Below are 11341 nucleotides of genomic sequence, written 5' to 3'. Positions count from 1 at the left end.
TTTTAGTTCTTAGTTCTTAGTTTTTAAAGTTTAATTATGTGGTCTACCCATGTGAAAAGCGCAGTAATTTTTGTATTGGGGGCGGTTCGGACGCGAAGCTATAGTCATTCCAAATAAAAACCGCACAATACCTTGAAAAAGTAGAGATTAGGAGTGGTATTCCAGTTTGTTATCAATATGTAAATACCATCAGGAAACTAATTGGAATGACTATAATCCTGTAGGGCGAACTGCCCTTGCTACAAACTCAGATTATTTAGCAACGACGAAATTAACTAACTTATTTGGTACGACAATTACTTTTCTAATTTCCTTCCCTGCAATATATTTTTGAGCGATATCCGACTCGGTGGCATATTTTTCTAAAGCAGCCTTGTCGCTACCTGCGGGTACTGGAATCGTACCCCGTGTTTTGCCCATGATTTGTACGACGAGGGTTATTTCATCAACTACTAAAGCAGATTCGTCGGCTTCGCGCCATTGCTGTTGGTGGACAGATTCCTGGTGTCCCAAACTATGCCATAATTCTTCGGCGATATGAGGGGCAAAGGGGGCGAGTAAAAGTACGAGAGTTTCGATACCTTCTTGATAAACAGAGGAAGCTTCGCATTTAGCATCTTTAAGGGCATTGCTGAGTTTCATTAACTCAGATACCGCAGTATTAAATTGATAGTCTCCTGTTAAATCTTCGGTAATTTCTTTAATAGCAGTGTGGATAGCACGGCGTAAGTCTTTTTCGTCTTTGTTTAAATTCCCTGATGCTTCTTTAATCTTTGCAGAATCGAAACTGGTAACTAAATTCCAGACCCGATTTAAAAAGCGATATTGCCCTTCTACATCGGCATCATCCCATTCGAGGTCTTTTTCTGGAGGTGCTTTAAACATGGCAAACATACGGGCAGTATCCACACCATAATCTGAAATTACATCTTCGGGGGCGACACCGTTGTATTTAGACTTAGACATCTTCTCAAAGAAAACATCTAATTTATCCCCTGTTTCGGGATCTACCGCATTATCTCGATCTACTTCAGAAGCAGGAATGTATTTATTAGTTTGAGGATTTTTATAGGTTAAACCCTGTACCATGCCTTGAGTAAGTAAACGTTTAAATGGTTCGTCGAAATTGAGTAAACCTCTGTCTCGTAATACTTTAGTAAAGAAGCGAGAATACAATAGGTGCAAAATCGCGTGTTCGATACCACCCACGTATTGATCCACTGGCATCCAATCATTTACCTTGTCCTGGGTAAAGGGAATTTCGGTATTTTTGGCATCGCTATAACGAAGATAGTACCAAGAAGAATCGATAAAAGTGTCCATAGTATCGGTTTCTCGTTTGGCAGCTTTACCGCAGTTGGGACAATCCACATTAATCCAATCCTCTAGTTGTGCCAAAGGCGATCCACCGCGCCCAGAAAATTCCACATTTTCGGGCAATTCTACGGGTAAATCTTTATCTGGTACGGGTACTGTACCGCAATCATCACAATGAATTACAGGAATTGGACAACCCCAATATCTCTGACGAGAAATCAACCAGTCGCGCAAGCGATATTGCACCTTAGCTTTACCGTAACCCTTAACTTCAGCATATTCGATGATTTTGGTTTTACCTTCAACGGAATTTATACCATCAAACTGTGCGGAATTAACCATCGTGCCTGGATCGGTATAGGCATTTGACAATGGTGTATCGGCAGTTTCACCTTCTGGCACAATTACAGTTTTGATGGGTAAACCTTTTTCCGTGGCAAATTTGAAATCCCTAGTATCGTGGGCTGGTACTCCCATTACCGCCCCAGTACCGTATTCGTACAGTACGTAGTCGGCAATCAAAATTGGTACTGATTCGCCGTTGAAAGGATTGATTGCCTTACCGCCAGTAAGTACCCCTTGTTTGGGCTTATCTTCGGCAGTACGTTCCATTTCACTTTGCCCCTTGATTTTGTCCATAAACTCTTCTACCGCAGCTTTTTGTTCTGGAGTAGTGACTTCAGGAGTTAAAGGGTGTTCGGGGGCTAGTACCACATAGGTTACCCCATAGACGGTATCGGGGCGAGTGGTGAAGACGGCAATTTTTTCGTCCATGCCCACAATAGGAAACTCCAAATAAGCACCCACAGACTTACCGATCCAGTTAGCCTGCATGGTTTTAACGCGCTCGGGCCAACCGTCAAGCTGGTCTAAGTCTTGTAATAGTTTCTCGGCATAGTCGGTAATTTTAAAAAACCACTGCTTGAGCAATTTACGCTCGACAATTGCCCCAGATCGCCAACTTCTACCCTCGCTGTCTACCTGTTCGTTAGCCAAAACAGTTTGGTCGATAGGATCCCAGTTAACCGCAGCTTCTTTTTGATATGCCAACCCCGCATCCAGAAATTGGAGAAACAGCCATTGCGTCCATTTATAGTAGTCGGGAGAACAAGTCGCCACTTCCCGATCCCAATCGAGAGATAGCCCCAATTGTTGCAGTTGCGATCGCATTTGCTCGATGTTTTGATAAGTCCATTCTGCTGGAGGAATACCGCGATCGATCGCTGCATTTTCAGCGGGCAAACCAAAAGCATCCCAACCCATTGGATGTAGCACCCGATAGCCCTGCATTCGTTTGAGACGGGCAATTACATCGGTAATGACATAGTTGCGAACGTGTCCCATGTGTAGATTTCCCGAAGGATAGGGAAACATGGAGAGGGCGTAAAATTTAGGTCGATCTTTCCCATCGGGAGTCTTATCTATTCCCGATTCTTGCCATTGCTGTTGCCATTTCTGTTCTATTTCTGCTGGGTTATATCGCGACTCCACGACTGGGTTTACTCCTATAGCTTGTTATTAAATTAGAAAACTCTTTAATAGTACATTTTATTTTAAGATTTAAGTCTAAAGTTGTGGCTTGAAAGCTCTCAAACCTCCTTACAATCTGGCTCGTTCGATTTGTTTAACAATATCTGTAGCGGTTTGAAGGTTATATTTGCTTCCGTTAATCCCACTAGTTTAAATAATTTTGCGATCGCTTGTTGGTTTTGTTGCAGTTTTTGCTCGATTTCTTCTAAGTAGTCGTGCAAACAGAAATAAATTGAAGATCGTCATCTTCCTTGGCAGTCACCTCAGAAAAAACATTTGCTTGCTGTGTATTGCTTTACCCTTCCATACTTTTAAAGAAATCGATAGTACTTTTTAATGCCTTAACAAATGTGTCGATTTCTTCGCGAGTGTTGTAAAAATATAAGCTCGCCCTAGCACTACCAGAAGCATTAAAAATACGATGTAGAGGTTGGGTACAATGATGTCCAGATCTGATAGCAATTCCTTCGTGATCGAGTAAGGTTGCCAAATCGCTGGCGTGAACACCTTCCACATTAAATGCTGCTAAAGCTGCTCTACCCTTACCTTCGGGAGTGGGCTTTTTACCGTAAATTCTGAGGCTGGGGATAGTAGCTAGTTTCGCGAATAAATAGGCAGTTAATTCCTCTTCATAGTCGTGAGTCTTATCCATGCCAATACTATTAAGATAGTCTACTGCTGCCCCTAGGGCGATCGCTTCACCAATAGCAGGAGTACCCGCTTCAAATTTGTGGGGTAAGTCACCATAAGTAGAACGATCTAAAAATACTTCGTCGATCATTTCGCCACCGCCCAGAAAAGGAGGCATAGCTAGCAAGATATCTTTTTTCCCGTAAAGGAAACCAATACCTGTAGTGGCGCACATTTTATGTCCTGAAGCTACCAACCAGTCACAATCTATAGCCTGTACGTCGATGGGCATATGAGGCACGCTTTGACAGGCATCGATTAATACTTTCGCGCCATATTTGTGAGCCTCTTGAGTAATTTCTTTTACAGGGTTGATTACTCCTAGAGTATTAGAAACATGAACGATAGAAACTAGTTTAGTTTGCTCCGATAGTAAAGATTTATATTGCTCGAAGTCGAAGGTTTCTTCGGGAGTTAGTTCCACATATTTAATTACCGCCCCAGTTTTTTCAGCAATAATTTGCCAAGGAACAATATTGCTATGATGTTCCATTACTGAAAGAATAATTTCGTCTCCAGGCTTTAAATTAGCCAACCCCCAACTATATGCCACCAAGTTAATTGCTTCGCTGGCATTGCGAGTATAAACAATTTCCTCGCGACAAGCAGCATTGATAAACTTCGCCACTTTATCCCTAGCACCCTCATAAGCATCTGTTGCTCTTCCGCTAAGGGTGTGCGCCCCACGATGAACGTTAGCATTATCCTGTTGATAGTAATGTTGCAGTGCATCTAATACCGCTTGGGGTTTTTGAGAACTAGCAGCACTATCAAAATAGATTAAAGGATTGTTATTAACTTCCTGATGCAAAATCGGGAAATCATTTCTAACGCGATCGCCTAATGTTTTTTCTTGGGTAAAAGTCATTGATTGTAGTTGTTTGGTTAATAGACTACGTTGGGGATAGATTGGCTTTAGCTTTTAGCTATTAGCTATGAATTTTTATCTACTACACTTTTTGTTTAATAGTGTTGAGGATTTTAGCCTGTAATGATTTTAGAGGAATGCGATCGATTATTTCTGCTGCAAAAGCATCAATTAATAATTGATTAGCATCGTTTTCATTTAAACCCCGACTGCGAAGATAGAATATTTCGTCCGCTTCTAGCTGGCTGACTGTCGCGCCGTGGGCGCATTTGACGTTATCCGCAGTGATTTGTAATTCTGGTTTGGTATCTACCCTAGCTTTGGGAGATAGCATTAAATTGCGGTTAAGTTGAGTCGCATCGGTTAGTTGTGCTTCTTTGGGTACGAATACTTTACCGTTAAATATTGTATGGGCGCGATCGCCTACAATACATTTATGTAGTTGATCCGTAGTTCCACGAGGTTTAGTTAAGGCAATTATGCTGTGGGTATCGGAGGTTTGATTTCCTGTAGCTACTGTCAAGGCATTGAGGTTAGTCTCTGTTTGTTCTCCCTGCTGTAGGATTTCTGGGTTATGACGGTATAATTTTGCTCCCAAATTAATCTCATTAATAGTATAGTAACTATCTCGCTTTTGAGATATGGCAGTTTTGCCAATGTGAAAACTATCGTCAGATTCTTCTTGCAAGCGAGTATGGTTTACTCTGGCATTCTCTGCGACGTATATTTCTGTTACTGCATTGCTAAAGTATTCACCAGCACCACTATATTCTTCCAAAAAAGAAATACTAGATCCTGTTTCAGCTACTACTAAGATACGAGGTTGAGTAAAGATAGCCTCTGTCTCGCTACTAGTAGCAAAGACAATTTGAATGGGAGTATCAATTACAGTGTTTCTGGTTGCCCAGATAACTGCAACTTCATTACCACCCGCCGTATTGAGGCTGGTAAAAGCATCTTGCGCCCCATGAGATTGAGCAAAATATTTACTTGCGTCGTATTCTGCGGGTAAATCTGCCAAACTGCCAACATATAGCCCTTTAGGTAATGCAGTTAAATCGGAAAGTTCGGGATTATATTTACCATTAATAAATACTAGACTGCTATTTTGGGTTTCTGCGATGGATTTGGGCGAATGGTTATTCGCCCCTACGGATGGTGCGATAAATTTTGCTTTGGTTAAATCCGATAGATCGATAAACCGCCAATCTTCATCCTTGCGAGTAGGTACGGACAAACCAGACAACCAAGCTTTAGCTTTTTGGCGAATATCTTTTAACCACTGAGGATCTCGATCGTTTACCTGACAATGTTCTAGCAAACCAGTAAAAAAGATATCTTCTACTACTGCCGTTCGATCTACTTGAGAGATAGTTGAGAAAGGAATTTGTACCGCCATTACACTCCTACCTCCGCAGTAGATTTATCGTCGAGGAAGTCATAACCGCGATTTTCTAGTTCTAGTGCCAATTCTTTACCACCACTAGTAATAATTCTGCCTTCTTGCATCACATGAACGAAATCGGGTTGGATGTAATCGAGCAATCTTTGGTAGTGGGTAATTACTAAGTAACCTTTTTCAGGAGTTTTTAATTGATTTACCCCATCGGAAACAATTCTTAAAGCATCAATATCCAATCCAGAATCAATCTCGTCCAAAATAGTTAGGGTAGGATCTAATAAAGCCATTTGAAGAATTTCATTGCGCTTTTTTTCTCCCCCAGAGAAACCTTCATTGAGACTTCTTGCTAAAAAGCTAGGATTCATTTTCACAACTTCTAGCTTCTCTTCAATTAAGTCTTCAAAATCAAAAGTATCGATTTCTGACAAACCTTGGTATTTACGCTTGGCATTATAAGCCACCCGCATAAAATCTAAATTACTTACCCCAGGAATAGCCAAAGGATATTGAAAAGCCAAAAAGATCCCACTGTTGGCTCTCTCGTTGGGTTCTTTGTCGAGGATACTTTCTCCTTGATAGATAATTTCGCCCCCTGTCACTTCATAATCAGGATGTCCTGCAATAATCTTAGAGAGGGTGCTTTTCCCCGAACCGTTGCGCCCCATAATCGCGTGGACTTCTCCCGCTTTTATTTCTAAGTTAACGCCTTTTAAGATAGGCGTACCGTCAACGTTGGCTGTTAGATTGCGTATTGATAAAATGGTTTCGCTCATTGTTGGTTAAACAATCTTGATAGTTGATTTGCAGACTTCCAAACTCAAGTAACATGAGGATTGAGAAGTATTTTTGGTTGTTTGACATTAAAACAACATTTTTGTTGTTTAAGTCTATTGTAGGATACTTTAACAACCAAAATGTTGTCAAAGTTAGAAATTAATTATTTCTCGCAGATATCTTAAAATTCAGCAGCATTAAAAAAATACTTTGTAATTAAAAATCATATTTTTGAAGTAATTTTGCTAAATCCCAATTGGGGGAAATGAAATTAATTATTGAGGAGTTAATCAAATAAGCTTGTCGGAAAGCTAAAATAGCTCGTTTTTCATCAGTTTTTGCAAAGGCTTTGGCACATAGCAACCAGGCTTCTTCTGGTGTTGGTATTCTTTCAAACACTGTATTATCTATTTCAAGAGCTTTATTAATAGCCTTTCGCGCTTTTTCTAAAAAAACCCCCATTTCTGCCTAAGCTAATCCCCAGCGAAGTTGAGTCAAGGCTTCATCAGTAGTAAGTTCCATTCCCACTAAATCGGCACATTTCTCTTTTTTGTTTTGTAGTCCATCTGGTAAACCATAAGCTTGAAAAACTCCGATTAAATTACCAATCGACCATAGCTCATCTGTTAACAACATTTGGCTTAAGACTAACTTTTGAATTGTGGTTAGATTAGATTCGACTAAAGGCTCATTTCTTTTTTCAAACGCTGCGGATAATAAAGTTTGTACTAAGGGTACAGTGTCAAAGGATCTTGCTTGTTTGAGACGTTTGCATATGGCAGGAATAGCTTGCTGTTGAACTTTGCGAGGTAAATGAGAGATGGCAAAAGCAGCATCATCCATAGATTTACCTCCCGCACCTACAAGATTTTGATATTCTTCTAATGGATTACCAAGAAACTCTAATAACGGTTCAATTAGTGATTCTTGAGGATTGATTCGTGCAAGCTGACAAACTGCCATACATTTGGTTGCGGTAAATTCTTCTTCTGCAAGAATTTTGAGTAATAAATCCGAAGCCTCAAGTTCTCCTAAAGCAAAAGCAATACTTCCACGCAAATCGTCTGTTGTTTCTTTCTCTAGTTGTGCTGCTAATTTTGGTACTGAGAGTTCGGCAATTGTCGGCATAGAAGCTAACACTCTAATCGTGCCTTTCCTAATTAAAGGATCTCGATCGCGTAAAAGATAGAACAACAACTCTTTTGCTTTAATTGATTCTCGATAAATTCGATGCAATACCGAATTGCTATCCGTCATCCATTGGCAGACTTCGCCATATTCATAAACTTGTTTGCCATCTCCCCAATACGGACGTTCTCTAACGCTAAAATAGCTAGTAATGGCAAATCCCCAAAACCATAGTAGGCAATGTCTATCTGGTACGGATGGTTCTCCACACAATTCGATGATAAAAGGTAAAACGTAAGATGTTCCTTCAAATCGACTACCTTGGTGCATCAAATATTCGTACAATATTCCCAAACTCTGCCAACGTTCTTCTTTATCTTCACTAGTTAATTGATGTAAAAGAGCGGGGAAATCTAAATCCTTATCATGAGAAATAAAACAAAAAGTATTTTTTAGATCTTCCCAAGGAACAGCGTTAACTCCTTCTAGCATTTAATTCAACTTGTGCAGTACATGGGTATTGTATAAGATTAGTATTTTGAATAAAAGAGCAATTGAAGTGAAACCTTTCGATCTATCTATCAATACTGTAGATAAAAAAATGATCTTAACAAGCGATCGCCTGTTCTCAAAATCTACATCTTGTTATCGATGCGATCGCAGTTGTAGCTTTGTAAAACATAAAACTCATAACTTTGCTTTTTTTGATGTAGAACTTAATTACGAAGATTGTAATAATAAGTTTGTTTTTTCAGCCTCAGAACAGCAATTTTGGTATAAAAAACTTCAATTTTGGGTTCTATCTCGTCCAAAGCAATATAAAAACTGTCAAAAAATTAGAAGAAAAAATTAAAGTAGCTTGTTACTTATTACTTGTTACTTACGAGCAGTTAAATTAAAAACTCTAGGGTTCCAATTGGATGCAGTTTAATTAAGATGATTACTTAATAAAATCCAATTCTCTAAAGTCAAATCTTCTGCACGACATTGAGGATTAAAACCAAGTTTTTCTAACAAATTATTCAAATCTTGAGGATCGATAATACTCTTAAGATTATTACGCAACATTTTGCGGCGGTTGGCGAAACCCAACTTAATTAAAGTTTCTAGCCGACGGGGATTATCCGCAGGATTGGGGATAGGACGAGGACATAATTTAATTACAACCGAATCTACTTTTGGTGGTGGATAAAAAGCTCTGGCAGGGACATCACAAATTAATTCACAACTAGCTAAATACTGGACGCGAATTGATAAAGCTCCAAAAGCTTTTGTCCCTGGGGTTGCTACTAGTCTTTCTCCTACTTCTTTTTGGACTAGTAAGACTATAGACTCATAAGATTGAGATGGGGGAGTTGCAATTTTACCCAACAACTTTTCGATAATTGGCCCTGTGATATTGTAGGGAATATTAGCAAGTACTTTATTAGGATTTTGAAATTTAGGAAACTGTGCTAATAAACCAGGTAAATTCAGTTTCAAAAAATCATCCTGAGCCAAAAGAAAGTTATCAAATTCTCCATATTTATGTACTAATTTCTTACATAAATCGCGATCTATTTCTACGGATACTAAAGCACTAACTTTAGATAACAATCTACTGGTCAAAGCTCCAGTGCCTGGGCCAATTTCCAGAATGCGATCGCTTTGCTTCAATTCTCCCGCTAAAATGATTTGGTCTAAAACTGTTTCATCTCTTAACCAATGTTGACCGAATTGTTTGCGAGGACGAAAAGAAGAACGCTTTTTATTCATTTATGAATTATTAATATAATGAATTATTAATTAACTAAAAACTACAGTCTTATTATCATAAACTAAGACCTTATGTTGTAGGTGTAAGCGAACGGCACGAGATAGTACCAACCGTTCTAGATCTCTGCCTTTACGAATTAGATCTTTGACAGTATCGTGATGGTTTACGCGAGCTACTTCCTGTTCGATGATAGGCCCTTCGTCTAAATCTTCCGTTACATAATGAGCGGTTGCGCCAATGATTTTGACTCCTCTAGCATGAGCGCGATGATAGGGTTTAGCCCCAGGAAAAGCAGGCAAAAAAGAATGATGAATATTAATTACATTAGGAAATTCCTCAACCAATTTAGGGCTGAGAATTTGCATATACTTAGCTAAAACCACCAAATCTATTTGATACTGCTGCAACAATTCTAATTGTTTAATTTCTTGCTCTGCCTTATTTTCTTTAGTAATAGGTATATAGTGAAAATCGATCCCAAATTGTTCGGCAGTAGTTTTCAGATCTTCGTGATTGCTAATTATTAAGGCAATTTTTCCTGGTAATTCTCTTGCCTGATTGCGCCAGAGTAAATCTAGCAAACAATGATCTTGCTTGGTTACCCAAATAGCAATATTAGATACAGTATCAGAAAAATGTAGTTGCCATGAGGCATTCAAGGGTTTAGCGATCGCGCTAAAGGCTGTAGCGATGCTATTGCGAGGCAAATTGAATCCTTCTAGTTGCCATTCTATACGAATCGCGAATAAACTTGTATCGCAATCAGTGTACTGATCGGCATGAATGATATTACCGCCGTTAGCATAAATAAAATTGGCTATCTTTGCCACCAATCCAGGACTATCGGGACAGGAAATCAACAAGGTTGCAGTAGGCTCAATCATAAATAATAGGCGAGTCGCGTTTTCTAACTACTACTTAATACTAAAATGAGAACTTTTAGAGTCAGACATCACAGCATAACAGATAGATTGAAGCAAAGTCAGATTTGTTTTAGGGAAGTTAAATAAGAACCTTTAATTTTGGGAAGACTAAAATTATGCTAACGACTATATAATTCAAAAATATACTTAATATGATGCTTCATAATGGCATTCGCACTATTCTATATTTTTACATACAGATCAATCTAAACTTCAAAATTTTTACAGGAGCAAATTTATCAATAAATTGCGACCTATCAAATTAGCAAACTTACTTTTAGTCTTTATTAAAAAGTTGAGCAACCAGAGCAATATTCAGTCACAGCTATAACTATTATGAACAGTCAAGACAAGCCGTTAGAAGCTAATGAAAATCTAGACGAATCATTAGATACTTCCCAGATCGCCAACCAAGAGGAAGGAGATTTAGCAGATTTGTGGACAGAAGAAGAAGAAGATCCCGAATCCGTCACTGAAATTATTTCTGCTAAAGATGCAAATACTAATATTGATACGATTGAAAATACGACAAATCTAGTCTCCGAAATTACCTCAAAACCTTCTCAGAAAAAGAAACTATCAGAATTGGATTTTGATAACTGGGATTTTCGCGATGCCTTATCAGCAGAAAATAATCCTGATTTCCAGCAAGATATGTCGGAAGAGGATTTGAATGAATTGGGGTTTGAAGGAGTAGAGGAAGTTAATCCTGATAACTCCCATTTAGGAATAGATAGCTTGAGTGAATTTGAATCTTTAATTTCTTCTACTCAAAATAGACCTGAAGAGAGCAATTTAGAATCATTAGCCCTGGATAATTCGGATTTAGAATTAGATGGATTGAGTGAAGTTGCTCAGAACCCTGAAGAGACTAATTTAGAATCATTAGCCCTGGATAATTCGGATTTAGAATTAGATGGATTGAGTGAAGTTGCTCAGAACCTGGAAGAGAC

Annotated in this window: 10 protein-coding genes and 1 pseudogene; 2 read left to right on the top strand and 9 right to left on the bottom strand. The window is 38.9% G+C overall.

Annotated elements, in window-relative coordinates:
• Window positions 1–252: 252 nt before the first annotated feature.
• The 7 genes from leuS to AC33VI_RS14560 all read right to left on the bottom strand — a co-directional run bounded on the left by leuS (window position 253) and on the right by AC33VI_RS14560 (window position 8201).
• A complete protein-coding gene (gene leuS / locus AC33VI_RS14590; RefSeq protein ID WP_491782992.1) occupies window positions 253–2808 on the bottom strand; it encodes a leucine--tRNA ligase in 2556 nt (851 codons plus the stop codon).
• A 98-nt stretch (window positions 2809–2906) separates the two neighbouring features.
• The gene (locus tag AC33VI_RS14585; RefSeq protein WP_491782991.1) at window positions 2907–3068 is read right to left on the bottom strand and encodes a hypothetical protein; all 162 of its coding nucleotides are present in this window, start codon (window positions 3066–3068) and stop codon (window positions 2907–2909) included.
• 74 nt (window positions 3069–3142) lie between these two features.
• Window positions 3143–4405, bottom strand: coding sequence for a SufS family cysteine desulfurase (locus AC33VI_RS14580; RefSeq protein WP_491782990.1), 1263 nt, complete (start codon window positions 4403–4405; stop codon window positions 3143–3145).
• Between the two features lie 82 nt (window positions 4406–4487).
• Window positions 4488–5804: a Fe-S cluster assembly protein SufD gene (gene sufD, locus AC33VI_RS14575; RefSeq protein WP_491782989.1), complete on the bottom strand. Its 1317-nt coding sequence runs from the start codon at window positions 5802–5804 to the stop codon at window positions 4488–4490.
• On the bottom strand, window positions 5804–6580 hold the full coding sequence (gene sufC, locus AC33VI_RS14570) for a Fe-S cluster assembly ATPase SufC (protein ID WP_491782988.1): 777 nt from the start codon (window positions 6578–6580) through the stop codon (window positions 5804–5806). The genes sufD and sufC overlap by 1 nt, the downstream gene beginning before the upstream one ends.
• Window positions 6581–6797: 217 nt before the next feature.
• Window positions 6798–7043 carry a hypothetical protein gene (locus tag AC33VI_RS14565; protein ID WP_491782987.1) on the bottom strand — a complete coding sequence of 82 codons (246 nt, stop codon included), beginning with the start codon at window positions 7041–7043 and terminating at the stop codon, window positions 6798–6800.
• A gap of 6 nt (window positions 7044–7049) precedes the next feature.
• Window positions 7050–8201, bottom strand: a complete 1152-nt coding sequence (locus AC33VI_RS14560) for a HEAT repeat domain-containing protein (protein WP_491782986.1) — start codon at window positions 8199–8201, stop codon at window positions 7050–7052.
• A gap of 109 nt (window positions 8202–8310) precedes the next feature.
• Between AC33VI_RS14560 and AC33VI_RS14555 the strand changes: the two genes are divergently transcribed.
• Window positions 8311–8562 (top strand): zinc-ribbon domain containing protein, encoded by a 252-nt coding sequence (locus AC33VI_RS14555; RefSeq protein WP_491782993.1) that lies wholly within the window; start codon window positions 8311–8313, stop codon window positions 8560–8562.
• Between the two features lie 74 nt (window positions 8563–8636).
• Here AC33VI_RS14555 and rsmA read toward each other — a convergent pair whose 3' ends face one another.
• Window positions 8637–9464, bottom strand: coding sequence for a 16S rRNA (adenine(1518)-N(6)/adenine(1519)-N(6))-dimethyltransferase RsmA (gene rsmA / locus AC33VI_RS14550; protein ID WP_491782985.1), 828 nt, complete (start codon window positions 9462–9464; stop codon window positions 8637–8639).
• A gap of 30 nt (window positions 9465–9494) precedes the next feature.
• Entirely contained in the window at window positions 9495–10349 is an 855-nt protein-coding gene (gene purU / locus AC33VI_RS14545; protein ID WP_491782984.1) for a formyltetrahydrofolate deformylase, read from the bottom strand.
• 375 nt (window positions 10350–10724) lie between these two features.
• Here purU and AC33VI_RS14540 point away from each other — a divergent pair.
• A pseudogene (locus AC33VI_RS14540) lies at window positions 10725–11341 on the top strand (hypothetical protein); the annotation flags it as partial.

The sequence above is a fragment of the Waterburya sp. genome (assembly GCF_058530065.1).
The sequence above is the reverse complement of the archived record's forward strand: the minus strand, read 5'-3'. Positions and strand labels throughout refer to the sequence as shown.